Genomic DNA, 23,324 nt, shown 5'->3' on the forward strand with positions numbered 1-23,324 from the left:
CAGGTACAGGCGGCAGGAGCGGTCAGCTCTGCACCGGGGCCGTCCACGGCAGGGCGATCCACACCGTCTTGCCGCCCTCCTCCGTGGGCTTGACCGACAGCCTGCCGCCGCACTCCGCCGCGAGCCAGCGGATGATGACCATGCCGCGGCCGTTGTCCTGCTGAACCGCCGCCGGAAGCCGCCTCGGCAGGCGCGGATGGCTGTCGGTGACGCCGATGCGGAGCTGCTCGTCCCGCTCCAGCTCGACGTCGACCGTGAACGTCGGCGACTGCCCGAGGGTGTGCTGCACCGCGTTGGTGGCCAGCTCGGAGACGATCAGGCGGACCGTGTCGGCGATCTCCGCGCCGTCCGGCAGGCCCCAGTCGGCCAGCACCTCCGTCACGTATGCCCGTGCCCGGGAGACCGAGGCGGGATCGCTCGGCAGAGTGACGGAGGCTTCCTTGTGATCTGCCATGGCGACGCTGTCCCTTTCCCACCGGGGCCGGCATCCGGCACGCGGTCGACGACCTGGTTTCAGGCCTGTGCGCAGACCTGGGGTCACCGAATGTCCGACGGACCCGGAATGGTGCTCCGCGCCAGACTGCCACTCCCCGGCGGCCCGACGTGCCGATCCCCCAAGATATGCATATATCTGTCGCTCAAAGCGGTGAACTCTGCGACGGAAGACCGTATTTGGCCGCCAGACGGCAGACTGGCGGATCGAGGTGCGCCGACGACCGGGTCGGCGGCACGGCCCGCCGCAGCCGCCGGGGAGGAGTCGGCCATGCAGTACGGACCCGCCGTGCGGCGTCGCAAGCTCGGCTCGGAGCTGCGGGCGCTGCGGGACCGCGCGGGCCTCACCAGCGGTCAGGCAGCGCTGCGGGTGGGCTGGCACCAGTCGAAGGTCAGCCGTATCGAGACCGGCCGCAGCGCCGCGAAGCCGGCCGACGTACGGCTGCTCCTCGACGCGTACGAGGTGGCCGACGCCCAACTCCGGGCGCTTCTGGAGGCGTTGGCGGGCGGGGCCGAGGGCGAGCGGGGCGCGCGGCAGCAGTGGTGGCACGCCTACAAGGGCCTACTGCCGCCCGCGTACCGGGACTTCATCAGCCTGGAGGCGCAGGCCTGCCGTCTTCGTACGCTGGAGACCTCCGTGGTGCCGGGTCTGCTGCAGACGCCGGAGTACGCACGGGCGGTCACCCGCGCCTCCCTCGACGGGCTGCCGGACGACCAGGTGGACACGCTCGTGGAGATCCGGCTCGCCCGGCAGGAGGTGCTCCGCGGGGACCCGCCGCTTCAGCTGAGCGCGGTCCTCGACGAGGCCGTCCTGCGCCGTCCCGTCGGCGGATACGGCGTGATGGCACGGCAGTTGAGGCACCTCGTGGAGACGGCGCGGCGGCTGCCGCACGTACGGCTTCAGGTGCTGCCGTTCGCGGCCGGGGCGCACATCGGGTTGACGGGGCCTTTCGTCATCTTCTCGTTTCCGAACATCGCCGATCTGGACGTGGTCGTTCTCGACCACTTGGTGAGTAGCCTCTATCTGGAGCGGAAAGAAGACCTCCAGGCCTACAGCGAGGCCTTCGACTCGCTGGGAGAACACGCGCTTCCGCCCGATGACAGCCTGGAATTCATCGCCGGGATCGGTGATGGCACGTAAGGAGGCACCATGCCCGCTCTGCCTCGGTACGTACCCACCAGCACTTCGTTGAACAGCGCACCGCACGACGCCCGTTGGCGGCGCAGCAGCCGCAGCACCGGGATGAACAACTGCGTGGAGACCGCCCCGATCCGCCGGGGCCCGCTGGCCGACCGGCTGGCCGTCCGCGACTCGAAGCGCACGTCGGGGCCGGCCCTGTTGTTCACGGCCGCCGCCTGGGACTCCTTCCTCGCCGCCGTCCGAGGCGAGGGGTCCCGCGGCATTTAGCGGTCAGGCCTTGAAGGCACCCGCGGGCGCGGTGCGCACGATCGTGCGCACCGCGTCCGTCACTTGAGCGTCGGTCAGGTCGGCGCGGGCCGTGAGGCGGAGGCGGGAGATCCCGTCGGGCACGGACGGCGGGCGGAAGCAGCCCACGACAAGCCCCGCCGTACGGCAGTCCGCAGCCCACGCGACCGCCTCGTCCGGGGTGGGCGCGTGCACCGAGACCACCGCGGCGTCCGGGCGCACCGTCGTCAGGCCGGCCGCCGTCAGCTGGGCGTGCAGGGCGCCCGCCACCGACCGGGCGCGGGCGGCGCGTTCGGGTTCTCGGCGCAGCAGCCGGAGTGCGGCGAGGGCGGCGCCGGTGGCGGCCGGGGCGAGGCCGGTGTCGAAGATGAACGTACGGGCCGTGTTGACCAGGTGGTCGATCACCCGGGCCGGGCCGAGGACCGCGCCGCCCTGGCTGCCGAGCGACTTGGACAGGGTGAGGGTGGCGACCACGTCGGGTGCGCCCGCGAGGCCCGCCGCGTGCGCAGCGCCCCGGCCGCCGTCGCCGAGGACGCCGAGGCCGTGCGCGTCGTCGAGGATCAGGGCGGCGCCGAACGAGCGGCAGACGTCGGCGAGTTGGGGCAGCGGGGCCGCGTCGCCGTCGACGGAGAACACCGAGTCGGTGACGGCGACCGCCGGGCCGTCGTGGCTGTCGTGGCCGTCGAAGGCCTTGCGGGCCGCGTCCGGGTCGGCGTGCGCGACGACGGAGGTGGCGGCGCGGGCGAGCCGGCAGCCGTCGATGAGCGAGGCGTGGTTGCCGGCGTCGGAGACGATCAGGCCGCCGTGCGGGGCGAGCGCGGTGACGGCGGCGAGGTTCGCGGCGTACCCGGAGGACAGCACGAGCGCCGCCTCGAAACCGCAGAACTCGGCCAGTTCCCGCTCCAGTTCGGCGTGCAGGGCGGTCGAGCCGGTGACCAGGCGGGAGCCGGTCGCGCCGCCGCCCCAGCGCCGGGCCGCCGCGGCCGCCCCCTCGGTGACCTCGGGGTGCAGGGCGAGACCGAGGTAGTCGTTGCTCGCGAGGTCGAGCTGCTCGCTGTCGGCCGCGCGGGGCCTGAGCCTGCGTACGAGTCCGGCGGCGCGGCGGCGTTCGGACTGCTCGTCGAGCCAGCCGAAGGGATCGCGACGAGGACCGCCGAACGCGTCTGCGGCGCTGCGGTCGTGGGTCTCCTGGCGGTGCATCGGCCATCCCTCGCGCGGCGCGCGTGCGGGGCGTGGACCGCCCGGTTCCGCTCGCCTTGATCGTCCCGGTCGCTTTGTCTGCAGTCAACAGACACTAGTTGCCGAAAGGCCCGGTCAGGGTGTGGCAATACCCACACCCCACGGCCGCCCTATTGTGAGGTTCCTACTTGGCCGCGGGCCCTGCCGTAAGCGAGGATCTCACTCCATGGACCTGCTGAACACGCTGGTGGACAAGGGACTCAGGCGCGAACTGCCGACCCGTGAAGAGGCGCTCGCCGTCCTGGCGACGACCGACGACGAACTCCTGGACGTGGTGGCCGCGGCGGGCAAGGTGCGCCGCCAGTGGTTCGGGCGGCGGGTGAAACTCAACTATCTGGTCAACCTCAAGTCCGGCCTGTGCCCCGAGGACTGCTCGTACTGCTCGCAGCGGCTCGGCTCGAAGGCGGACATCCTCAAGTACACCTGGCTGAAGCCCGACCAGGCCTCCGAGGCGGCCGCAGCCGGAGTCGCGGGCGGCGCGAAGCGGGTCTGTCTGGTGGCGAGCGGCCGCGGGCCGACGGACCGGGACGTGGACCGCGTCTCGAAGACCATCGAGGCGATCAAGGAACAGAACGAGGACGTCGAGGTCTGCGCGTGCCTCGGTCTGCTCTCCGAGGGCCAGGCCGAACGGCTGCGCGCCGCGGGCGCCGACGCGTACAACCACAACCTCAACACCTCCGAGTCGACGTACGGCGAGATCACCACCACGCACACGTACCAGGACCGGGTGGACACCGTGCAGCAGGCGCAGTCGGCCGGGCTCTCGGCGTGCTCCGGGCTGATCGCGGGCATGGGCGAGAGCGACGAGGACCTGGTCGACGTGGTGTTCTCGCTGCGCGAGCTGGACCCGGACTCGGTGCCGGTGAACTTCCTGATCCCGTTCGAGGGCACGCCGCTCGCCAAGGAGTGGAACCTGACGCCGCAGCGGGCGCTGCGCATCCTGGCGATGGTCCGGTTCGTCTGCCCGGACGTGGAGGTACGGCTCGCGGGCGGGCGCGAGGTGCATCTGCGCACGCTCCAGCCGCTGGCGCTGCACCTGGCCAACTCCATCTTCCTGGGCGACTACCTGACCAGTGAGGGCCAGGCGGGCAAGGCCGACCTGGAGATGATCGCCGACGCCGGGTTCGAGGTGGAGGGCGCCGACAAGGTGACGCTGCCGGAGCACCGGCGCGCACACGGCGCCTCGGGCTGCGGTTCGCACGCGGACTCGGGGTGCGGGTCCCACGAGGGCGCCGGCGGTTGCGGCCCCTGCGGCCCGGGTGCCGAGGAACCCGCCGAGACCGCGGCGGCGGACGAGGCGCGTACGGATCTGGTGGCGGTGCGCCGTCGCGGGGCGGGCACGGACCTGGCGCCCAATGCCTGAGCCTGCACGCCCTTCGTACGGAACGCAGGACCTGCTCGACCTCGACCGCCGCCACGTGTGGCACCCGTACGGTCCGATGCCGGGCCGGCAGGAGCCGCTCCTGGTCGAGTCCGCCTCCGGCGTGCGGCTCCGACTGGCCGACGGCGGCGGCGAGTTGGTGGACGGCATGTCGTCGTGGTGGTCGGCGATCCACGGCTACAACCACCCGGTGCTCAACGACGCGGCGCGCGGTCAGCTGGACCGGATGAGCCATGTGATGTTCGGCGGGCTCACGCACGAGCCCGCCGTACGGCTCGCGAAGCACCTTGTCGACATGTCGCCCGAAGGTCTGGAGCATGTCTTCCTGGCCGACTCGGGCTCGGTGTCCGTCGAGGTGGCCGTGAAGATGTGCCTGCAGTACTGGCGCTCGCTCGGCCGGCCCGAGAAGCACAAGCTGCTGACCTGGCGCGGCGGTTACCACGGGGACACCTGGCAGCCGATGTCGGTCTGCGACCCCGAGGGCGGCATGCACGAGCTGTGGTCGGGCGCGCTCCCCCGGCAGATCTTCGCCGACCCGCCGCCCGCCGCGTACGAGGAGTCGTACGCGGAGCAGTTGCGGAAGTCGATCGCCGGGCACGCGCACGAGGTGGCCGCGGTGATCGTGGAGCCGGTGGTGCAGGGCGCGGGCGGCATGCGCTTCCACTCCCCCGCGTATCTGCGGGTGCTGCGGGAGGCGTGCGACGAACACGGCGTGCTGCTCGTCTTCGACGAGATCGCCACGGGCTTCGGGCGTACGGGCGCGCTCTTCGCCGCCGACCACGCGTCGGTCACACCCGATGTGATGTGCCTGGGCAAGGCGCTGACCGGCGGCTACCTGACGCTCGCGGCGACGCTGTGCACGGCGCGGGTCGCGGACGGGATCTCGCGGGGCGAGGTGCCGGTGCTCGCGCACGGGCCGACGTTCATGGGCAACCCGCTGGCGGCGGCGGTGGCGTGCGCGTCCATCGAGCTGCTGCTCGGGCAGGACTGGCTCGCCGAGGTGAAGCGGATCGAGTCCCAACTCACCCTCGGGCTCGGCGAGTTGACGGGCACGCCGGGCGTGCGGGACGTGCGGGTGCTCGGCGCGATCGGCGTCGTCCAGCTCGACCACGAGGTGGACATGGCGGCGGCCACCCGGGCGGCGGTCGCGGAGGGCGTGTGGCTGCGGCCGTTCCGCGACCTGATCTACACGATGCCGCCGTTCATCACCGGCGACGCGGACGTGGACCGCATCTGCCGGGCGGTCGGCGCTGCGGCGAAGGCGGGTTGAGATGACGATTCTGGTGGTCAGCGGGACTGGGACCGAGGTCGGCAAGACGGTGACGACGGCCGCGCTCGCCGCCGCCGCACTCGCCGAGGGCCGTTCGGTGGCCGTACTCAAACCGGCACAGACCGGAGTGACGGCGGACGAGCGGGGCGACGCGGACGAGGTGGTGCGGCTCGCCGGCGACGCGGTGACCGCGCTCGAACTCGCCCGCTACCCCGAGCCGTTGGCCCCCGACACGGCCGCGCGCCGCGCCGGACTGCCGCCGGTACGGCCGTACGAGGTCGCGGACGCGGCGCAGAAGCTGGCCGTCGAGCACGACCTGGTCCTCGTCGAGGGCGCGGGCGGACTGCTCGTACGGTTCGACGCGGAGGGCGGGACGCTGGCGGACGCGGCGCGGCTGCTCGGGGCGCCGGTGCTTGTCGTCGCGGCGGCGGGACTCGGCACGTTGAACGCCACGGCGCTCACCGGTGAGGCGTTGCGGGCCCGCGGGATCGAGCAGGCCGGGGTGGTGGTGGGGAGTTGGCCCGCCGTGCCGGGGCTTGCGGAGCGGTGCAATGTGGATGATCTGCCCGTGGCGGCGGGCGCACCGCTGTTGGGGAAGGTTCCGGAGGGGGCGGGGGCGCTCGCGCCCGAGCGGTTCCGGGTGGCTGCGCCGGGGTGGTTCTTCCCCGCCCCGCCCCTTCCCTGAAGTCCTGCGGACCGCCCCGGGGCTCCGCCCCAGGCCCCGGGGCTGTCGTTCGGCTTTCCCACCGTCGTGGCTGGTCGCGCCCCGCGGCGGAGCCGCTGATGTCACAGCCCCGCGCCCCTGTCGGGGCTTTCGGGGAGGGCTGGGCGGGGAGAATGCGGAGTGAGTCCTTGTCGAGGAGGTTCGCCATGCTTCCGCGTCTCTGCCCGCCCGCGAACGACAGCGTTCACCATCCGCTCTTCGCCCGGTTCTACGCCTGGCAGAGCAAGGCCGCCGAGTCGGTGATCGGGCCCCGGCGGGACGAGCTGCTCGCCGGGCTGTCCGGGCGGGTGATCGAGATCGGCGCGGGCAACGGCCTGAACTTCGCGCGCTACCCGAACACCGTCTCCGAGGTCGTCGCGATCGAGCCGGAGAAGGTGCTGCGGCGGCACGCGGTCGAGGCTGCGTTGCGGGCCGAGGTGCCGGTGGACGTCGTGCCGGGTGCGGCCGAGGCGCTGCCGGTCAAGAGCGAGGCGTTCGACGCGGCCGTCCTGTCGCTGGTGCTGTGCAGCGTGCGGGACGTGCCGCGCGCGCTCGCCGAGCTGCGCAGAGTGCTGCGGCCGGGCGGTGAGCTGCGGTTCTTCGAGCACGGGCGGGCGCCGGAGGGCCGCGCGATGCAGGCCGTGCAGCAGGGCCTCGACCGTACGGTGTGGCCGCGGCTCTTCGGCGGCTGCCATGTGGGCCGGGATCCGCTCGCCGCGATCGGGTCGGCGGGCTTCGAGGTGACCTCGTACCACCGCCTGCTCGTGCCGGCGCGGGGGCCGAAGCTGCCCTCGTCGTACTGCGTGCTCGGCACGGCACGGAAACCGCTGGGAGACGGATAGCGCTCAGTCGGTCCACCGGCGGAGCTCGTCCGCGATCGCGTGGACGTCGGCCGTGCCGTCCTTGACGAGTCGGGCCAGGTCGCGGACCTGTTCGGGCGAGGTGACGACCTTCTGGCCGTCGGCGACGAGATAGCCGTACGCGACCGCAGAGGCGAACATCGCGTTGGCCCGCTCCAGGGCCGGGATGTGCAGGAGCTGCTGCAGCAGGGCGGCGGCGCGGGTGTGCGGGTCGTCGTAGACGGGCACGCCGAAGATCTCCGCCTCGTGCCGGGCGACCGCGGCGACGAGCGAGCCCCAGTCCGCGACCTGCGGGTCGGACGGTGTCTTCTGTTCGGCGATCATCAGCAGCCAGGCGAGGTCGATCCGCAGGCTCAACGGCTGCCCTCGGAACGCTTCGGGGCGGCGCCCGGGCCGGAGTCGGGGGTGTCGGCGACCGCGAACTCCTGCGCGAACACCGACTCGTACTGCTTCATGAAGTCCGCCGCCGCGTCCACGAAGGTCTGGCCGACCTCGCCGACGTCCTGGCGGACCAGCTCCTCGATGTACCGGTTCACGCTCATGCCGCGGGCCAGGGCGCGCTCGCGGGCGGCGCGGGCGGTGTTCTCGTCCACGCGTACGTTCAACTGAGTCTTGGCCACCCCTTCAAGCTAGCGCCGGAACGCTAGCGCCGACAAGGCCTGCCCTGCCCGGCGTCCGGCGTCCGGCGTCCGGCGTCTCGATCTGCGGAATTCCTCGCGGGGGCCGAGCGGCGCGTGCTTCGCTGGCGATCATGAGCGCTCTGACGATCCGTATCCGCACCGCCGAGACCGCCGACGCCACCGACGTCCTCGCCTTCTGGAAGGAGGCCGCCGAGGGGACGAGCGTCAGCGACGACGAGGCCGGGGTCACCGGGCTGATCGCGCGCGACCCGGGGGCGCTGCTGCTCGCGGAGGCCGACGGTGCGCTCGTCGGCTCCGTGATCGCGGGCTACGACGGGTGGCGGTGCAGCCTGTACCGGCTGGCCGTGCTGCCCTCGCACCGCAGGCGGGGCGTCGCGACGGCGCTGCTCGCGGCGGCCGAGGAACGGTTCGTGGCGCTCGGCGGGCGGCGCGGGGACGCGATGGTCCTGGAGGCGAACGAACGCGCGCAGCACGCGTGGGCCGCGGCCGGATACCACCGCGAGGACCACTGGCGCCGCTGGGTGAAGCCGCTCGCGGGCCGGGGATAGCAGCAGGTCAGGGGGCGACGGCCGCTCGGCCCCGCCGCTTCCTTTGCTGATCCTTTACTCTGGAGTCTCCGTCTCCGCACGTACCGCGCGCGGAGCACCCGTACCCGAAGGAAAGGTGTGAGCGTCCGCCCATGGGCGAGCCTCCCAGTTGCGCATACCGACGACACCGCGCGGTCGTCCCCACCCTGCCCGATCATGGGACGGAGGTGACCCGATGACCGAACTGCTCCTGCTCGGTGCCGCGCTGCTGCTCACCCTGGCCTGCGGCGTGTTCGTCGCCGCCGAGTTCTCCCTCACCACCGTCGAGCGCAGCAGCCTGGAGCGTGCCGCCGCCGACGGCGAGCGCGGTGCGGACAGCGCCCTCAAGGCCGTCCGCAGCCTGACCTTCCAGCTGTCCGGCGCCCAGCTCGGCATCACCGTGACCGGCCTGGTCATCGGCATGCTCGCCAAGCCGTCGATCGGCACGCTGCTGTCCGGCCCGCTCGACGACCTCGGCCTGTCGAAGAGCACCGCCGACGGCGTCGCCCTGACGCTCGGCACGGTGCTGTCCACGGTCGTCCTGATGGTCGTCGGCGAGCTCGTGCCGAAGAACTGGGCGATCTCCTCGCCGCTGGCCGTCGCCAAGCGGGTGGCCACCGCGCAGCGCTGGTTCAGTGCCGCGTTCAAGCCGCTGATCACGCATCTCAACAACACCGCGAACCGCTCCGTGCGCCGTCTCGGCCTGGAGCCCGCGGAGGAGCTGGCGTCCGCGCGCGGCCCGCAGGAGCTGGTCGCCCTCGCCCGGCACTCGGCGAAGGAGGGCGCCCTGGAGGCGGACACGGCCGAGCTGTTCGTCCGTACGCTCAACCTGGCGGACCTCACCGCGGAGAACGTGATGACGCCGCGCGTGCAGGTGATGGCCCTGGACATCCAGGCCACCGCCGAGGACGTCGCGTCCGCGACCCGCGCCACGGGCCTGTCCCGCTTCCCCGTCTACCGCGGCAACCTCGACTCCGTCGTCGGCGTCGCGCACATCAAGGACGTGCTGGCGATCCCGGCCGAGCGCAGGCCCCGCTTCCCCGTCGCCGAGCTGCTGCGCGAGCCGCTGCTCGTGCCCGAGACGCTCACCGTGGACCGGCTCCTGGACCGCCTCTCCGGCAAGCGCACGATGGCCGTCGTCATCGACGAGTACGGCGGCACCGCCGGCGTCGCCACCCTGGAGGACATCGTCGAGGAGGTCGTCGGCGAGGTCCGCGACGAGCACGACCCGCACGAGACCCCCGACCTCGCGCCCGCCGGCGTCGACGAGCACGGCCGCAGGCTGTACTCCGCCGACGGCGCCGCCCGCACCGACCAGCTCGCGAAGATAGGCCTGCGCGCGCCGGAGGGCCCGTACGAGACGCTGGCCGGGCTCGTCGCCTGCGAGCTGGGGCGGATCCCGGCGACCGGGGACGTGGTGGAGGTCGACGGCTGGCGGCTCGACGTCGTCGACGCGAGCGGACACCGGGCGGCCCGGCTGCTGCTGCACGCGCCGCAGGAACTGCCCGGGCACGGCCCCGCGTCGGCAGCCGCGACGGGCACACCTAGCACGTCGGTCGACGGGGAGGGCGCGCGATGACCGGAATCCAACTCCTGATCGGCCTGGCCACCCTCGTGGTCAACGCCTTCTTCGTGGGCGCCGAGTTCGCGCTGATCTCGGTGCGCCGCAGCCAGATCGAGCCCCACGCCGAGGAGGGCGACCGGCGGGCCCGCAGCGTCATGTGGGGCCTGCAGCACGTCTCCCATCTGATGGCGGCGGCCCAGCTCGGCATCACGCTGTGCACCCTGGTCCTCGGCATCGTCGCCGAGCCGGCGATCGCTCATCTCCTGGAGCCGGTCTTCGACGCGGTGGGCGTGCCGCACGGCCTGGTGCACCCGCTGTCGTTCGTGATCGCGCTGGCCGTGGCCACGTACCTGCACATGCTGACCGGCGAGATGATCCCGAAGAACATCGCGCTCGCCGAGCCGGTGCGCAGCGCGCTGCTCCTCGGCCCGCCGCTGGTGGCGCTCACGCGGGCCCTGCGCCCGGTGATCTTCACGATCAACGCGTTCGCGAACGCCCTGCTCAAGCTGCTCAGGGTCGAGCCGAAGGACGAGGTCGAGGCGACGTTCTCCGACGACCAGCTGGCCCGGCTCGTGAAGGACTCCGGCGCCGCGGGCCTGATCGACGACCGCGCGCAGGAGCGCCTGCACGACGCGCTCGAACTGGGCCGCCGCCCGGTCCGTGACGTGGTGCTGCCGCTGGAGCAGGTGGTGTACGCGGAGGTCGGCGTCACCCCCGAGCAGTTGGAGGAGCTGTCGACCCGGTCCGGGTTCTCCCGGTTCCCGGTCGTCGACGAGAGCCGCCGCATCGTGGGCTATCTGCACGTCAAGGACGCCCTCGACGCGTCGCCGCGCGACCTGCCGTTCCAGGTCCGCGACATGCGCCCGATCGCCCGCGTACGGGAGGCCACGCCGCTCGACGACGTGCTGACCGCGATGCGCCGCAGCCGCACGCACGTGGCCGCGGTCCTCGGCGAGGACGGGCGGCTCGCGGGGCTCGTGACGATGGAGGACGTCCTGCGGGAGCTGTTCGGCCAGCCCGCCTGACCGGCGGGACGTCCCGGGGCGCGTTGCCGTGGGCGGGAGCGGCCGTCGTACGGGAGAGTCACTGCGTACGGCGGCCGGCGTACGGCGGGCCGGCGGCCGGAGCGGAGGTCGCCCCGGCCGCCGGGGGCCCGGCCGCACCGCGCTGGAACCGGGCAGTCCGTGTACGGGAGAGGGGTACGGGTGAGTCAACTGGTGCTGCGGGACGTGTCGTTCGGGTATCCCGAGCGGCCGGTCCTGGAGCGGGTCTCGCTGTCCGTGCGGCCCGGCGAGCACGTCGGCGTGATCGGCGAGAACGGCTCCGGGAAGTCGACGCTGCTGCGCCTGATCGCCGGTCGCGCCGTGCCCGCCGAGGGCGAGGTGCGGGTGGTCGCGGACGGCGGCACCGGGTATCTCGCACAGACCCTCGAACTGCCCCCGCACGCCACCGTGCAGGACGCGGTGGACGACGCGCTCGCCGAGCTGCGCGACCTGGAGCGGCGGATCCGGCTCGCCGAGGAGTCCCTCGGCTCGGCGGGCCCGGCCGAACTCACCGCGTACGCCGACCTGGTGGCCGCCTTCGAGGCCCGCGACGGCTACCGGGCCGACGCCCGGCTCGACGCGGCCCTGCACGGGCTGGGCGCCGCGCACCTCGGGCGGGAGCGGACCCTCGGCTCGCTGTCCGGCGGGGAGGCCGCGCGGCTCGCGCTGGCCTGCGTCCTCGCCGCCGCGCCCGAGCTGCTGCTGCTCGACGAGCCCACCAACCACCTCGACGCGGCCGCCCTCGACTGGCTGGAGGAGCGGCTGCGCGGCCACCGCGGCACGGTGGTGGCGGTCACCCACGACCGGGTGTTCCTCGACCGGGTCGCGGACGCGATCGTCGAGGTCGACGGCGACCGGAACAGCGTCGACCGGTACGGCGGCGGCTGGTCCGGCTATCTCGCGCAGCGCACGGCGGCCCGACAGCGCTGGGAGCAGCGCTACCGCGAGTGGCGGGACGAGCTGGAGCGCCAGGAGAAGATCGCCGAGGGCGCGGCGGACCGGCTCTCCTCGGGCTGGCGGATGCGGGACAGCAGCACGTTCGCGAAGTTCTCCAAGCACCAGCGGTCGGTCGAGGGTCAGGTGTCGGGGGTCGTACGGAACGCGCGGGAGCGGCTGCGGCGGCTGCGGGCGGATCCGGTGCCGCGGCCCCCGGACCCACTGCGTTTCACGGCGGCGCCGGAGGGCGGGGACCATCCGTTCCTGCTGCCGGTCGAGCTGACGGACGTGTCGGTGGACCACCGCCTGACCGTCGACCGCCTCGGCCTCGCCCCGGGCGCCCGCCTCCTGATCACCGGCCCCAACGGCGCGGGCAAGTCGACCCTGCTGCGGGTTCTGGCCGGCACGCTCACCCCCGACAGCGGCGAACTCCAACGCCCGGTACGGATCGGCTACTTGGGCCAGGAGGTCGGCTTCGAGGGGTCGGTTGCGGGGGTGGGTCTCGGTGCGGATTCGGCTTCGAATTCGGATGCGGGTATGGGCTCAAGCCGTGCCCGCCGGTCGCTCCTCGACGCCTTCGCGGCGGGGTTCGGCGGGGCGCCGGAGGAGTACGCGGAACAGCTCCTCGCGCTCGGCCTGTTCCGGGAGGCGGACCTGAACGTTCCGGTGCAGGGGCTGTCGGTGGGGCAGCGCCGACGCCTCGAACTGGCCCGCCTCGTCGCCCGCCCCGCCGACCTCCTGCTCCTCGACGAGCCCACCAACCACCTCTCCCCCGCCCTCGCGGAAGACCTGGACCAGGCCCTCGCGTCCTACCCCGGCACCCTGATCGTCGTCTCCCACGACCGCCGCCTACGAGCCACCTTCAAGGGCCACCGCCTGGAGCTCGTCGCGGGGGAATTCCGGGGCGGGGAACGCAACTTGAGCTGAGCGGATCCGCGTCGGGGGCCTCGTCCTCAATCGCCGGACGACCGGACGGGCTCAGGGGGTGCTGCGGTGCCCCTCGGGCCCCCAACGGCCCGGCAGGCGAGTCCGCAGAGGCGGGCGGACACTCCCCGGGACCCACGGACGCCCTGGCTCCGCGACATGACACGGCTGTAGGGCGTACCCCACCGACGTCCAGCAGGACGTGAGTTGAGGCTGCCCGGCACGTAGACGGAGCCCCGCGCGGGCACGGCGACGGGATGGCGGCCTGAGCTAGGGCCACCCGATGCCCGACCGGCTCCTCAGGCGGCCAACCAGCCCGTCCAGCGCTTAAGGAGCAGGGACCCGAGGCCCAGCCTCCGTGTCGGCACGGCACCGGTTCAGGCCGGGTCTGAGCCAGGACCCGCTCGCCCTCAACAGCTCCCCCGGCGACCAACCACCTCCTGCAACGTTTGAGGAGCAGGGAGGGGGACCGGGGGGGACCGGGGGGGGCGGAACCTCCGCGTCAGCGCGCCACGGTCGGGGTGGGTCGGGGCGACCCGCTCGTTCCCATCAGCCCTCCGGCGCTTGAGGAGCAAGAGTCCCGGGGCGGAGCCCACGTCGGCACCACGTCGACACGGCACGGCACCGGTTCAGGCCGCGGTCTGCGCCGGGACCGCTCACCCCGACCGCCCGGCCCCTCCGACGCTTGAGGAACAGCGATCCCGGGGCAGAGCCCCCACCTCGGCGCGCCACGGTTCGCGGGCGGGGCTGAGCCGGGACCCGCCCCGCCCCCCCCATCAGCCCCTCCGGCGATCAACCAGCCCCTCCGGCGCTTGAGGAGTGAGGGCCCGGGGGCGGAGCCTCCGCGTCCGCAGGGCAACCGTTCGGGGCAGGGGTGAGCTGAGGGCCGCTCGCCCCCATCAACCCCTGCAGCGACCAACCACGCCCTCCAGGGTTTGATGAGCGGGGCCCGGGGGCGGAGCCACCATGTCAGTGCGTGATGGTTCGGTTGAGCTGGGGCCCGCTCGCCCCGACCAACCCCTCCGGTGCCAACCAGCCCCTCCGGCGCTTGAGGAGCAGGGGTCCGGGGGGCGGAGCCACCGTGTCGGTGCAGTGCGGGTTCCGGGGTTGAGCTGAGGCCCGCCCGCCTCGCACCCATCAGCCCTCCGGCGATCAACCAGCCCCTCCGGCGCTTGAGGAGCAGGGGTTCGGGGGCGGAGCCGCCGGGGTTGTGGCTGGGGCCGCTCGTCCTCGTCGGGGGTGGAGCCCCCGTACCGCCCCCGGAGTGGTGGGGCTACCTGGGAGTACGGGTAGGTGGGTGGGCGGATAGCATCGGGCTCGTCATGGAGATGAATGCCACATACACCAGTCTCGTCACGGTCGGCGACTCCTTCACCGAGGGGATGTCGGACCGGCTGCCCGACGGCTCGTACCGCGGCTGGGCCGATCTGCTCGCCGCGCGGATGGCGGCCGTGCAGCCGGGGTTCCGGTACGCGAACCTCGCCGTGCGCGGCAAGCTCATCGGGCAGATCGCCGCCGAGCAGGCCGACGCGGCGGCCGCGCTGCGGCCGGACGTCGTGACCCTGGTGGGCGGGCTCAACGACACCCTGCGCCCCAAGTGCGACATGGGCCGCGTACGGGCGCTGCTCGACGAGGCCGTGGAGAAGCTGGCGCCCGCCTGCAAGCAGCTCGTCCTCATGCGTTCCCCCGGCCGGCAGGGCCCTGTGCTGGAACGGTTCCGGCCGCGGATGGAGGAGCTGTTCGCGCACATCGACACCTTGGCGGCACGGCACGGCGCGCTGGTCGTCGACCTGTACGGGGCGCCCGTACTCGGCGACCAGCGGCTGTGGGACGTGGACCGGCTGCACCTCACCGCCGAGGGGCACCGCCGGGTCGCGGAGGCGGTGTGGCAGACGCTCGGGTACGCGGCGGAGGAGGACTGGCGTACGCCCCTGCCCGCCGCCGTGCGCCCCCGCTGGGCGCAGCGGCGGGTGGCTGACGCCCGGTTCGCGCGGGAGCACCTCGTGCCGTGGATCGGCCGCCGCCTGACCGGCCGTTCCTCCGGCGACGGACGCAACGGCGCCCAGTTCGATCCCGCCGAGGGCAGGGCGTTCTGGATCAGCCCGGCGGACGACGCCGCGCCCGGCCCGGTCACCGGCTGGCGCCGGATCACCGACTGACCTCACGGCCGCAGGCCTGCCCGGGCTTCGCGGGCCCTTGCGAAGGGCCCGGGCTTCGCGGCGCCGTTGCGAAGGGATTGTGTCGATCCGCCGCGTGCGGGAACTCTCCCGCGCGCTCAGCCGTCTGCCACCCGACAGCCGTCACCGGAACACCAGTTGTCGGGGGTACGCAGGTGGATCCCGCGCTCGTCCTCAGTCGTCTCACCCAGCCGTTCGTCGGCACGCTCGTGCGGCAGTTGTTCGCCGAGGGGGCGCCCTCGGAAGCCGACCGCGCCCCCGTACCCGTGCCCGTTCCCGTCCCGGAGCTGCTCGCCGCGCGGCGCGACGCCCGTGCCCTCGGCGCGCAGCTCGTGCGGCAGGCCGTGGGCGGGCCCGGGGAGCGGCCCGTGCGGCCCGACGAGGACCCGCGGGTCGCGGACGCGCTCGCCCGGGCCCTGGACGCGCTCGCGGCGGCCGAGGTGAGCGACGTGCAGGCGGTGGAACTGCAGGCCGACGGGTTCGCGCAGCACCTCCGCTCGCTCGTCCCGGACGCGGACCGGGAGCTGTCCGAGGAGGGGGCGCTGCTGTACGCGCTGCTCCTGGAGGTGACCGCGCGGCACGTCCTGGAGTTCCTCACCGACCGCTCGCAGGCCGTGCCGAAGACCCTCGTCGAGCACGGCGCGTTCCTCGCCGAACTCTGCAAGCGGTACGAGCAGTTGGAGGCGCGCGTGCCGTCGCAGGGGGCGGCCGACGCCGCGTTCGAGGAGCGCTTCGGGCGGGACACGGCGATCCTGCACAACCGGCTGACGATCTTCGGCATAGACCTCGCCAACGCCCCGGACTCCTGGCCGCTCGACACCACGTACCTCGGTCTGCGCTGCGAGCCCGGCGGCGGTCCGCAGGGGTCGGCGACGCCGGTGCCGGTGTCGCGGGCGCTGGCCGGGCGGAGCCGCATCCTGGTGCGCGGAGTGGCCGGTTCGGGGAAGACGACGCTGCTGCAGTGGCTGGCCGTCGCCACCGCCAAGGGCGAGCTGCCGCAGCAGCTGGCGGGGTTGCGCGGGCGGGTGCCGTTCGTGCTTCCGGTGCGCCGCTTCGGCCGCGAGGCGCCGCCCGTGCCGGGCGAGTTCCTCGACGTGAGCGGCTACCCGGGGGCCGACGCGCAGCCCGACGGCTGGGCGGACCGGGTGCTCAGACAGGGGCGCGGGCTGCTGCTCATCGACGGCGTCGACGAGGCGCCCGAGCCGGCCCGCGACCGCCTGCGCGACACCCTGCGCGACTGGGCGGCGCTCTACCCCGGCAACGTCTGGCTGGTCACCACCCGCCCCTCCGCCGTACCCGACGACTGGCTGGCCGCCGAGGAGTTCGCCGAGGTGCAGCTCGCCCCGATGAGCCGGGACGAGGTCGGCGCGTTCGTCACCCGCTGGCACGCCGCCGCGGGCCAGGAACCGGGCGCCGACCCGGCGGTCCTCGCCCGGTACGAGCAGACGCTGATCGACGCGCTGCGCCTCACCCGCGACCTCGGCCGGCTCGCCACGAACCCGCTGATGTGCGGACTGCTCTGCGCGCTGCACCGGCATCTGCGCGGCTATCTCCCCAGCGGACGCAAGGAGTTGTACGACGCGGCCATGTCGATGCTGCTCGAACTGCGGGACCGGCAGCGGGTCGTGCCGGACGACGGGATCTCCCTCAACCGGCAGCCGAAGATCCAGCTGCTGCAGAAGCTGGCGCACTGGATGCTGGTCAACGGCAAGTCGGAGATGGACCGGGACACCGCCGTCGGCATCCTGCACCGGCATCTGCCCGCCGTGCCGGCCGCGGCCCGGCAGGGCGACGCGGAGACGATCTACCGTCATCTCCTCAACCGCACGGGCCTGTTGCGCGAGCCGACCGCCGGTTCCGTGGACTTCATCCACCGCACCTTCCAGGACTATCTCGCCGCCGACGCGATGGTGCAGCAGCACGATTTCGGCGTCCTGCTCGACCACTCCCACCTCACCGAGTGGGAGGACGTGGTGCGGATGGCGGTCTCGCTGTCCCGGCCGAACGAGGTCGCCGAGCTGCTGCGCGGCATGGTCTCCCGCCGCCCGGGCCTGCGCACCGCGCACGCCCGGCACAGCAAGCTGCTCGCCGCGGCCTGTCTGGAGCACGTCAGCGAAATCGACCCGGAGGTACGGCAGTTGGTGCAGCGGGCCACCCAGCAGATGGTGAACCCGGCGCACCCCGCGGGCGCCCGCGCGCTCGGCTGGATCGGCCCGATCGTCCTGGAGATGCTGCCCGATCCGCGCACGGTCTCCGACGACCGGGCGTACATCCTCGCGATCACCGCGTCCTCCGTCGCCGACGACATGGCGATCGACTACCTCGCGGGCCTGCGCGAGCGGGAGCGGATGGACATCCGCATGCAGCTGGCCGCCGCCTGGCCCCGGTACGACACGGCCCGCTACGCGCAGGAGGTCATCGCCCACCTCGACGAGAGCGGCGGCCTCTACTTCCCGGTCTCCGACCTGCACGAGGCCCGCGCCCTCGCCGACCTCGGCGGCCGTGCCCATCTGCACGTCAAGGGGCAGCTCGACCCGGCGCAGCTCGCGGGCATCCTGCCGGTCGAGCGGGTCCGGCGGCTCCGCCTGGAACCCGACCATCCGGCCACGGACGAGGAGTGGCAGGCTTCGTTCCCGTACGCGGAGGGGCCGGTGTGGCGCGAGTGAGCACCTGACTCTCGAGTGAGCGCCTGACTCTGACGCGAGTGAGCACCCCGACGGCCCGGTCGGGGCCCTCGTAGGTTCCGACGAACGGGACCGGGGCGTGGACCTGCAGAAAGCGCCAGTAAACTGGCCGACTGTGACTGCAAAGCCCCGCATCCCCAACGTCCTGGCCGGCCGCTACGCCTCCGTCGAGCTCGCCGCGCTGTGGTCCCCCGAGCAGAAGGTGAAGCTGGAGCGCCAGCTGTGGCTGGCCGTGCTGCGTGCCCAGAAGGACCTCGGGATCGAGGTGCCGCAGGCCGCCCTCGACGACTACGAGCGGGTCCTCGACCAGGTCGACCTCGCCTCGATCGCCGAGCGCGAGAAGGTCACGCGGCACGACGTGAAGGCCCGGATCGAGGAGTTCAACGCCCTCGCCGGGCACGAGCAGGTCCACAAGGGCATGACGTCCCGCGACCTGACGGAGAACGTCGAGCAGCTGCAGGTCCGCCTCTCCCTGGAGCTGATGCGGGACCGCACGGTCGCCGTCCTGGCCCGCCTCGGCAAGCTCGCCGGCGAGTACGGCGAGCTGGTCATGGCCGGCCGCTCGCACAACGTCGCCGCCCAGGCCACCACCCTCGGCAAGCGCTTCGCGACGGCCACGGACGAGCTGCTCGTCGCGTACGGCCGCCTGGAGGAGCTGCTCGGCCGGTACCCGCTGCGCGGCATCAAGGGCCCCGTCGGCACCGCGCAGGACATGCTGGACCTGCTCGGCGGCGACGCCGACAAGCTGGCCGACCTGGAGCAGCGGATCGCCGGGCACCTGGGCTTCGCGCAGGCCTTCACCTCGGTCGGCCAGGTCTACCCGCGCTCCCTCGACTACGAGGTCGTGACCTCGCTGGTGCAGCTCGCCGCGGCGCCGTCGTCGCTGGCGAAGACGATCCGCCTGATGGCCGGGCACGAGCTGGTCACCGAGGGCTTCAAGCCGGGCCAGGTCGGCTCGTCGGCGATGCCGCACAAGATGAACACCCGCTCCTGCGAGCGCGTCAACGGCCTGATGGTGATCCTGCGCGGGTACGCGTCGATGACCGGCGAGCTGGCGGGCGACCAGTGGAACGAGGGCGACGTGTCCTGCTCGGTGGTCCGCCGGGTGGCGCTGCCGGACGCGTTCTTCGCGCTCGACGGCCTCCTGGAGACGTTCCTGACGGTGCTCGACGAGTTCGGTGCGTTCCCCGCCGTCGTCGCCCGTGAGCTGGACCGCTACCTGCCGTTCCTCGCCACCACGAAGGTCCTGATGGCCTCGGTGCGTGCGGGCGTGGGCCGCGAGGAGGCGCACGAGGCGATCAAGGAGAACGCCGTCGCCTCCGCCCTGGCGATGCGCGAGCAGGGCGCCGAGCGCAACGAACTGCTCGACAAGCTGGCCGCGGACTCCCGTATCCCGCTCGACCGTGCGCAGCTCGACGAGCTGATGGCGGACAAGCTGTCCTTCACGGGTGCGGCGGCCGGTCAGGTGGCGCAGGTCGTGGCCCGCGTCGAGGAGATCGTGAAGCAGCACCCGGAGGCCGCCGCGTACGCGCCGGGGGCGATCCTCTGACGCTCCCCGGCCGGGACGAACTCGAGGCCGCCCGCGACAGCGTCGTTCCGGACGTCGTCCCAGATGGCGAGGTGGCGCGCAGCGCCTCGGTCGAGGGCGGCAGTGGGCGGGCGGGAGGCCTGCGTGTGCTGTTCTGCGGGATCAACCCGTCCCTGATGACGGCGGTGACGGGCCACCACTTCGCCCGTCCCGGCAACCGCTTCTGGCCGGTGCTGCACCGCTCCGGCTTCACGCCGCGGCAGCTCCGCCCGGACGAACAGCGGGAGTTGCTGTCGTACGGGCTCGGCATCACGAACGTCGTGGCCCGCGCCACCGCCCGCGCCGACGAGCTGTCCTTGGAGGAGTACGTCGAGGGCGGGCGGCTCCTCGAGGCGAAGGTGGCGCGGCTGCGGCCGGAGTGGCTCGCGGTCGTCGGCGTGACCGCCTACCGCGCGGCCTTCGGCGACCGCAAGGCCCGGATCGGGCCGCAGGAGCGGACGGTCGGCGGGAGCGGGGTGTGGGTGCTGCCCAACCCGAGCGGGCTGAACGCGCGGTGGACGGTGGAGGCGATGGCCGAGGAGTACGCGCGGCTCAGAAACAGCCCGTCTGGGGGCACCTCCCGGCCAGCGGCTGGGGGAGCTTGAGGACGAGGCCGAAGGCCGATGATCCGGGGGTCTGGGGGCGGAGCCCCCAGGTACCGAGCCCCGGTCGACGGCGCCCCCGACGGACCACGCGGGATCACGGCTTGCGCCCCACCGCCCCGTACTGCGCGACCTGCTCCGGCTCCGTGCCCGGCTCCGCGTGCCAGCGGCTGCAGGAGACCAGGCCGGGCGGGAGGAGTTCGAGGCCGTCGAAGAACGCGGCGATCTCCTGGCCGGTGCGGGCGGTGATCGGGGGCTTGGCGTTCTCGTTCCAGAACGCCATGGCCTCCGCGTTGCCCGCGCCGCCCAGCTCCAGGGTCGGGTGCGTGACCACCAGGTAGCTGCCGGACGGGACCGCGGCCACGAGGCGCCGGACGATGTCCGTGGCCTTCTCGGTGTCCAGGACGAAGTTGAGGATGCCGAGCAGTATCACGGCGACCGGGCGGTCGAAGTCGAGTGTCTCGGTGGCGGCCCGCAGGATCGCGTCCGGGTCGTGCGCGTCCGCGTCGACGTACTGCGTGGCGCCCTCCGGGGAGCTGGTGAGCAGCGCGCGGGCGTGGGCGAGGACCGTCGGGTCGTTGTCGACGTAGACGATGCGGGAGTCGGGGGCGATGCGCTGGGCGACCTCGTGGGTGTTCTCCGCCGTGGGCAGGCCCGTGCCGATGTCGAGGAACTGGCGGATGCCCGCCTCCCCCGCGAGGTACGTGACGACGCGGCCGAGGAACTCGCGGTCGGCGCGGGCGACTTGGCCGATGCTCGGGTACATGGAGGTGACGCGGTCGCCGACCTCCTTGTCCACGTCGTAGTGGTCCTTGCCGCCGAGCCAGTAGTTCCAGACCCGGGCGTTGTGCGCGACCTGTCCGCTGTGCTCAGTCATCCGCTCTCCTTCGACCGCTCCGACCGTTCCGGCCGTCCATGATCCTCAAGGGGCCATGGTGGCACGGCCGTTCACCGCAGTCGCCCCCGAGGTCACGGCGGGTCGACGTGCGTGGTGAGGGCGATCAGGCGCAGCAGCCGGGGCCGCTCGCGGTCGGTGAGGGCGAGGACCAGCCAGCGGTCTCCGGTGTGCCACAGGTCGACGCTGCTCGCCGCCCAGCTCAGGCCGTGCCACGGCTCGGGTATCTCCTCCGGCTCCCCCTCTCCGTAGCCGCCTCCGGCGCCGCGCAGCAGCACGCCCTGGAGGCCCATCGGTCCGTGCGCCTCCCATCTGCGGTTCAGCGGCCGGTGCAGGGCGGCCAGCTCCGCCTCGTACTGCTCGCATCTCTCCTCGTACTCCCCCGGGTCCGTCTCGTCGAAGTCCGTGCGCCGTAATTCCGTGAGGGCGCCGTGGCCGCGCAGGGGGCGGGCGCACAGCTGGTCTATGGCGTGCAGTTGCCGGGCCGAACTCATGTCCCCCAGTAAACCGGCGGGCACTGACAACGGGGCGGCCGTCCGTCAACAGCCGCCCCGGAACGGCCCGTTCGGGCCAGGTTCGCGCAGGGGCCGTCCTCAGGCGTCCCGGCGGCGCAGCGTCCACCAGCCGGCGAGGACCGACGCCGCCGCCCAGGCCGCGCAGACCGCGAGCCCCGACCAGGGGCCGAGATGTCCGGCCGGGTCGGCGTGCAGGATCTGCTGTCCGGCCCGGTCGGGCAGGAACTGGGCGGCGCCCCCGGCGACGTCGCCGACCACGAACGACACGATGAGCACGAACGGGATGAGGATGCCGAGCACGGCCACCCCGCTGCGCAGCACCGTCGCGAGCCCGGCCGCGAGCAGCGCCATCAGCGCCAGGTAGATCCCCGCGCCGAAGCAGGCACGCAGCGCGCCGGGGTGGTCGAGCCCGATCGCGTACGAGCCCAGGAAGGACTGGCCGAGCAGGAACGACGCGAAGGACGTGACGAGGCCGACGGCCAGGGCGAGTCCGCCGGTCACGGCGATCTTGGCGGCGTAGAAGCGGGTCCTGCGCGGTACGGCGGCGAGCGAGACGCGCAGCGCGCCGTTGAGGTACTCGGACGACAGGGCGGTCGCGCCGAAGCTGATCGCGGCGATCTGGCCGAAGTTGAGTGCGTAGAACGCGCCGAAGACGGGCTCCGCGCCGGGGTTGTCGGCCTCCGCCCGGCCGACCGTCGCGAAGGTGAGGGCGGTGACGCCGAGGGTGACGAGGAGGACGGCGAGCAGGGAACCGGCTGTTCCGCGCAGGGACTTGACCTTGATCCACTCGGAGTGGAGCACGGCGGCGAAGCTCATCGGCGGGCCTCCTGGTTCTCTCCGGCCGGGTTCGTTCCGGCGGGGGACGCGGTGTCGGTCGTACGCGCGGACCGGTACTCGGCGGCGTCCGCGGTCAGGTTGAGGTAGGCCTCCTCCAACGTGCCCTCCTGGGCGGCGAGTTCGAGGACCGGGACGCCGGCGCGGGCGGTGAGCCGGCCGATGTCCTCCACGCGCGCGTCGGCCACGGTCCAGCGCCCCGACTCCGGCTCCAGGACGGGCCGGTAGCCGTGCCCTTCGAGGAGTGCCGTGAGCGCGGCGTCGTCGGAGCTGCGGACGCGCACCCGCGGCTGCACCTGCGTGTCGATGAACTCCTGCATCGGCAGGTCCGCGAGGAGCCGGCCCCGGCCGAGGACGACCAGGTGGTCGGCGAACGAGGCGGTCTCGTTCATGAGGTGGCTGGAGACGAGGACGGTACGGCCCTCGCGGGCGAGGCGGCGCATCAACTCCCGGATCCAGATGATCCCTTCGGGGTCGAGCCCGTTGGACGGCTCGTCGAGCATCAGGACGGCCGGGTCGCCGAGCAGCGCGGCGGCGATCCCGAGCCGCTGCCGCATGCCGAGCGAGTACGACTTCACGCGCCGCCCCGCCACCGAGCCGAGCCCGGCCTCGTCGAGCACCTCGTCGACCCGGCGGGCCGGGATGCCGTTGCTCGCCGCGAGTGCCGCGAGGTGGGCGCGGGCGGTCCTGGAGCCGTGCGCGGCCTGCGGGTCGAGCAGCGCGCCGACCTGCCGCAGCGGTGCGTCCAGCGCGGTGTAGGCGCGGCCGCCGACGGTCGCCGTGCCCGAAGTGGGCCGGTCGAGGCCGAGGACGAGGCGCATGGTCGTGGACTTGCCCGCGCCGTTGGGGCCGAGGAACCCGGTGACCCGGCCGGGCTCCACGGCGAAGGTGAGCCGGTCCACTGCACGCGTGGATCCGTACTCCTTGGTGAGTTCGTGGACGTCGATCCTTGTCATGCTCCGAGCCTCGCGGGCCGGGGCGGGTGCGCACCTCCCCAGTGCGGGG

22 protein-coding genes are annotated in these 23,324 nt (G+C 73.3%); 14 read left to right on the plus strand and 8 right to left on the minus strand.

Features of this window, described 5'->3' with window-relative positions:
- Positions 1 to 22 precede the first annotated feature (22 nt).
- The gene (locus ACIDOF_RS23405) at positions 23 to 454 is read right to left on the minus strand and encodes an ATP-binding protein (RefSeq protein ID WP_409008004.1); all 432 of its coding nucleotides are present in this window, start codon (positions 452 to 454) and stop codon (positions 23 to 25) included.
- Positions 455 to 763: 309 nt separating this feature from the next.
- Here ACIDOF_RS23405 and ACIDOF_RS23410 point away from each other — a divergent pair, with 309 nt between their 5' ends.
- Together ACIDOF_RS23410 and ACIDOF_RS23415 are read left to right on the plus strand one after the other, a co-directional pair.
- Positions 764 to 1,633, plus strand: coding sequence for a helix-turn-helix domain-containing protein (locus tag ACIDOF_RS23410; protein WP_409008005.1), 870 nt, complete (start codon positions 764 to 766; stop codon positions 1,631 to 1,633).
- 9 nt (positions 1,634 to 1,642) lie between these two features.
- A complete protein-coding gene (locus ACIDOF_RS23415) occupies positions 1,643 to 1,900 on the plus strand; it encodes a DUF397 domain-containing protein (RefSeq protein WP_409008006.1) in 258 nt (85 codons plus the stop codon).
- A gap of 3 nt (positions 1,901 to 1,903) precedes the next feature.
- On the opposite strand, the gene ACIDOF_RS23420 is transcribed toward ACIDOF_RS23415, so the two are convergent.
- On the minus strand, positions 1,904 to 3,118 hold the full coding sequence (locus tag ACIDOF_RS23420; RefSeq protein ID WP_409008007.1) for an 8-amino-7-oxononanoate synthase: 1,215 nt from the start codon (positions 3,116 to 3,118) through the stop codon (positions 1,904 to 1,906).
- Positions 3,119 to 3,323: 205 nt separating this feature from the next.
- Between ACIDOF_RS23420 and bioB the strand changes: the two genes are divergently transcribed.
- The 4 genes from bioB (at position 3,324) to ACIDOF_RS23440 (ending at position 7,353) form a co-directional block, all read left to right on the plus strand.
- The gene (gene bioB, locus ACIDOF_RS23425; protein ID WP_409008008.1) at positions 3,324 to 4,520 is read left to right on the plus strand and encodes a biotin synthase BioB; all 1,197 of its coding nucleotides are present in this window, start codon (positions 3,324 to 3,326) and stop codon (positions 4,518 to 4,520) included.
- Complete coding sequence (locus tag ACIDOF_RS23430) at positions 4,513 to 5,808, plus strand: adenosylmethionine--8-amino-7-oxononanoate transaminase (RefSeq protein ID WP_409008009.1); 1,296 nt, start codon at positions 4,513 to 4,515, stop codon at positions 5,806 to 5,808. Before bioB ends, ACIDOF_RS23430 begins: the two co-directional genes overlap by 8 nt.
- Before the next feature lies 1 nt (position 5,809).
- A complete protein-coding gene (gene bioD, locus ACIDOF_RS23435) occupies positions 5,810 to 6,493 on the plus strand; it encodes a dethiobiotin synthase (protein ID WP_409008010.1) in 684 nt (227 codons plus the stop codon).
- A gap of 185 nt (positions 6,494 to 6,678) precedes the next feature.
- Complete coding sequence (locus ACIDOF_RS23440) at positions 6,679 to 7,353, plus strand: class I SAM-dependent methyltransferase (protein ID WP_409008011.1); 675 nt, start codon at positions 6,679 to 6,681, stop codon at positions 7,351 to 7,353.
- A 3-nt stretch (positions 7,354 to 7,356) separates the two neighbouring features.
- Here ACIDOF_RS23440 and ACIDOF_RS23445 read toward each other — a convergent pair whose 3' ends face one another.
- Together ACIDOF_RS23445 and ACIDOF_RS23450 are read right to left on the minus strand one after the other, a co-directional pair.
- Entirely contained in the window at positions 7,357 to 7,728 is a 372-nt protein-coding gene (locus ACIDOF_RS23445; RefSeq protein ID WP_409008012.1) for a fic family toxin-antitoxin system, toxin component, read from the minus strand.
- Entirely contained in the window at positions 7,725 to 7,991 is a 267-nt protein-coding gene (locus ACIDOF_RS23450) for a toxin-antitoxin system HicB family antitoxin (RefSeq protein ID WP_409008014.1), read from the minus strand. The genes ACIDOF_RS23445 and ACIDOF_RS23450 overlap by 4 nt, the downstream gene beginning before the upstream one ends.
- A 131-nt stretch (positions 7,992 to 8,122) precedes the next feature.
- Here ACIDOF_RS23450 and ACIDOF_RS23455 point away from each other — a divergent pair, with 131 nt between their 5' ends.
- The 8 genes from ACIDOF_RS23455 (at position 8,123) to mug (ending at position 20,078) form a co-directional block, all read left to right on the plus strand.
- Positions 8,123 to 8,560 (plus strand): GNAT family N-acetyltransferase, encoded by a 438-nt coding sequence (locus ACIDOF_RS23455; RefSeq protein ID WP_409008015.1) that lies wholly within the window; start codon positions 8,123 to 8,125, stop codon positions 8,558 to 8,560.
- Positions 8,561 to 8,774: 214 nt separating this feature from the next.
- Positions 8,775 to 10,157, plus strand: coding sequence for a hemolysin family protein (locus tag ACIDOF_RS23460; protein WP_409008016.1), 1,383 nt, complete (start codon positions 8,775 to 8,777; stop codon positions 10,155 to 10,157).
- Positions 10,154 to 11,167, plus strand: a complete 1,014-nt coding sequence (locus tag ACIDOF_RS23465; protein ID WP_409008017.1) for a hemolysin family protein — start codon at positions 10,154 to 10,156, stop codon at positions 11,165 to 11,167. Before ACIDOF_RS23460 ends, ACIDOF_RS23465 begins: the two co-directional genes overlap by 4 nt.
- 180 nt (positions 11,168 to 11,347) lie before the next feature.
- Complete coding sequence (locus ACIDOF_RS23470) at positions 11,348 to 13,048, plus strand: ABC-F family ATP-binding cassette domain-containing protein (protein WP_409008018.1); 1,701 nt, start codon at positions 11,348 to 11,350, stop codon at positions 13,046 to 13,048.
- A gap of 1,319 nt (positions 13,049 to 14,367) precedes the next feature.
- Complete coding sequence (locus ACIDOF_RS23475; RefSeq protein ID WP_409008020.1) at positions 14,368 to 15,204, plus strand: SGNH/GDSL hydrolase family protein; 837 nt, start codon at positions 14,368 to 14,370, stop codon at positions 15,202 to 15,204.
- A 173-nt stretch (positions 15,205 to 15,377) separates the two neighbouring features.
- Positions 15,378 to 17,888 carry an NACHT domain-containing protein gene (locus tag ACIDOF_RS23480; RefSeq protein WP_409008021.1) on the plus strand — a complete coding sequence of 837 codons (2,511 nt, stop codon included), beginning with the start codon at positions 15,378 to 15,380 and terminating at the stop codon, positions 17,886 to 17,888.
- A 133-nt stretch (positions 17,889 to 18,021) separates the two neighbouring features.
- Positions 18,022 to 19,455 carry an adenylosuccinate lyase gene (gene purB / locus ACIDOF_RS23485; RefSeq protein WP_409008022.1) on the plus strand — a complete coding sequence of 478 codons (1,434 nt, stop codon included), beginning with the start codon at positions 18,022 to 18,024 and terminating at the stop codon, positions 19,453 to 19,455.
- Positions 19,456 to 19,526: 71 nt separating this feature from the next.
- The gene (gene mug, locus ACIDOF_RS23490; RefSeq protein ID WP_409008023.1) at positions 19,527 to 20,078 is read left to right on the plus strand and encodes a G/U mismatch-specific DNA glycosylase; all 552 of its coding nucleotides are present in this window, start codon (positions 19,527 to 19,529) and stop codon (positions 20,076 to 20,078) included.
- A gap of 94 nt (positions 20,079 to 20,172) precedes the next feature.
- On the opposite strand, the gene ACIDOF_RS23495 is transcribed toward mug, so the two are convergent.
- From ACIDOF_RS23495 to ACIDOF_RS23510, 4 genes are all read right to left on the minus strand, one after another.
- Positions 20,173 to 20,952, minus strand: coding sequence for an SAM-dependent methyltransferase (locus ACIDOF_RS23495; protein WP_409008024.1), 780 nt, complete (start codon positions 20,950 to 20,952; stop codon positions 20,173 to 20,175).
- 92 nt (positions 20,953 to 21,044) lie between these two features.
- Positions 21,045 to 21,464 carry a hypothetical protein gene (locus tag ACIDOF_RS23500; RefSeq protein WP_409008025.1) on the minus strand — a complete coding sequence of 140 codons (420 nt, stop codon included), beginning with the start codon at positions 21,462 to 21,464 and terminating at the stop codon, positions 21,045 to 21,047.
- A 99-nt stretch (positions 21,465 to 21,563) separates the two neighbouring features.
- Positions 21,564 to 22,301, minus strand: coding sequence for an ABC transporter permease (locus tag ACIDOF_RS23505; RefSeq protein WP_409008027.1), 738 nt, complete (start codon positions 22,299 to 22,301; stop codon positions 21,564 to 21,566).
- Positions 22,298 to 23,275 carry an ATP-binding cassette domain-containing protein gene (locus ACIDOF_RS23510; protein ID WP_409008028.1) on the minus strand — a complete coding sequence of 326 codons (978 nt, stop codon included), beginning with the start codon at positions 23,273 to 23,275 and terminating at the stop codon, positions 22,298 to 22,300. The genes ACIDOF_RS23505 and ACIDOF_RS23510 overlap by 4 nt, the downstream gene beginning before the upstream one ends.
- Positions 23,276 to 23,324: the final 49 nt, after the last annotated feature.

The sequence above is a fragment of the Streptomyces sp. Da 82-17 genome, assembly GCF_046098215.1.
In the GTDB taxonomy this organism is placed as follows: domain Bacteria; phylum Actinomycetota; class Actinomycetes; order Streptomycetales; family Streptomycetaceae; genus Streptomyces.

Excerpts from the sequence above, each read along its gene's own strand:
- ACIDOF_RS23405 (WP_409008004.1), bottom strand. The coding sequence starts at position 454 with ATGGCAGATCACAAGGAAGCCTCCGTCACTCTGCCGAGCGATCCCGCC.
- ACIDOF_RS23410 (WP_409008005.1), top strand. The coding sequence starts at position 764 with ATGCAGTACGGACCCGCCGTGCGGCGTCGCAAGCTCGGCTCGGAGCTG.
- ACIDOF_RS23415 (WP_409008006.1), top strand. The coding sequence starts at position 1,643 with ATGCCCGCTCTGCCTCGGTACGTACCCACCAGCACTTCGTTGAACAGC.
- ACIDOF_RS23420 (WP_409008007.1), bottom strand. The coding sequence starts at position 3,118 with ATGCACCGCCAGGAGACCCACGACCGCAGCGCCGCAGACGCGTTCGGC.
- bioB (WP_409008008.1), top strand. The coding sequence starts at position 3,324 with ATGGACCTGCTGAACACGCTGGTGGACAAGGGACTCAGGCGCGAACTG.
- ACIDOF_RS23430 (WP_409008009.1), top strand. The coding sequence starts at position 4,513 with ATGCCTGAGCCTGCACGCCCTTCGTACGGAACGCAGGACCTGCTCGAC.
- bioD (WP_409008010.1), top strand. The coding sequence starts at position 5,810 with ATGACGATTCTGGTGGTCAGCGGGACTGGGACCGAGGTCGGCAAGACG.
- ACIDOF_RS23440 (WP_409008011.1), top strand. The coding sequence starts at position 6,679 with ATGCTTCCGCGTCTCTGCCCGCCCGCGAACGACAGCGTTCACCATCCG.
- ACIDOF_RS23455 (WP_409008015.1), top strand. The coding sequence starts at position 8,123 with ATGAGCGCTCTGACGATCCGTATCCGCACCGCCGAGACCGCCGACGCC.
- ACIDOF_RS23460 (WP_409008016.1), top strand. The coding sequence starts at position 8,775 with ATGACCGAACTGCTCCTGCTCGGTGCCGCGCTGCTGCTCACCCTGGCC.
- ACIDOF_RS23465 (WP_409008017.1), top strand. The coding sequence starts at position 10,154 with ATGACCGGAATCCAACTCCTGATCGGCCTGGCCACCCTCGTGGTCAAC.
- ACIDOF_RS23475 (WP_409008020.1), top strand. The coding sequence starts at position 14,368 with ATGGAGATGAATGCCACATACACCAGTCTCGTCACGGTCGGCGACTCC.
- ACIDOF_RS23495 (WP_409008024.1), bottom strand. The coding sequence starts at position 20,952 with ATGACTGAGCACAGCGGACAGGTCGCGCACAACGCCCGGGTCTGGAAC.
- ACIDOF_RS23500 (WP_409008025.1), bottom strand. The coding sequence starts at position 21,464 with ATGAGTTCGGCCCGGCAACTGCACGCCATAGACCAGCTGTGCGCCCGC.
- ACIDOF_RS23505 (WP_409008027.1), bottom strand. The coding sequence starts at position 22,301 with ATGAGCTTCGCCGCCGTGCTCCACTCCGAGTGGATCAAGGTCAAGTCC.
- ACIDOF_RS23510 (WP_409008028.1), bottom strand. The coding sequence starts at position 23,275 with ATGACAAGGATCGACGTCCACGAACTCACCAAGGAGTACGGATCCACG.